Source organism: Nocardioides humilatus (genome assembly GCF_008373755.1).
Taxonomy (GTDB): domain Bacteria; phylum Actinomycetota; class Actinomycetes; order Propionibacteriales; family Nocardioidaceae; genus Nocardioides; species Nocardioides humilatus.
The window spans coordinates 1-405 of the sequence record NZ_VUJV01000177.1; the positions used below are offsets into that span (position 1 = coordinate 1).

Consider the following 405-nt stretch of genomic DNA (forward strand, 5'->3'; position numbering starts at 1 on the left):
GGGCCAGTCTGTGAATCCTGGACTCTACTAAAATAAGCCTGAATTTGCTGTCTTTGTCTTTCCTGTTGCGTTCCAAGTGCTTCCTCATTGCAACAGCTTTCTTGATCAGGTAGTAAAGATCCTCCGGTAAGTCAGGAGCTAGACCCATTGCTTTCATGATACGGAGGATCTTTTTGCCAGTTACGAATCTTACTTGGGCAACTCCATGTGAATCCCTCAGCATTACACCAATTTGTGAGGGAGTGAGACCCTTCTTTCCAAGTTTGTAAATTTGTTCCTTTACATCGTCGGCAGTCAATTTCAACCAGGTAGGGACACTGCGGCGGTAAGGCAGCGCCGACTGGGAGATACCCTTACCAGGAGCGTGCATACGACCCATGTTTGCGGCTTTTTACTAAATCGCCG

The 405-nt window shown here is 47.4% G+C and carries 1 protein-coding gene; it reads right to left on the bottom strand.

Translation table 11 applies throughout. The annotated features are described in order from the left end of the window. Positions 1–379 (bottom strand): 30S ribosomal protein S15 (locus tag F0U44_RS24385; protein WP_149730643.1); only part of this gene is annotated, 379 nt, incomplete at its 3' end. Positions 380–405 lie beyond the last annotated feature (26 nt).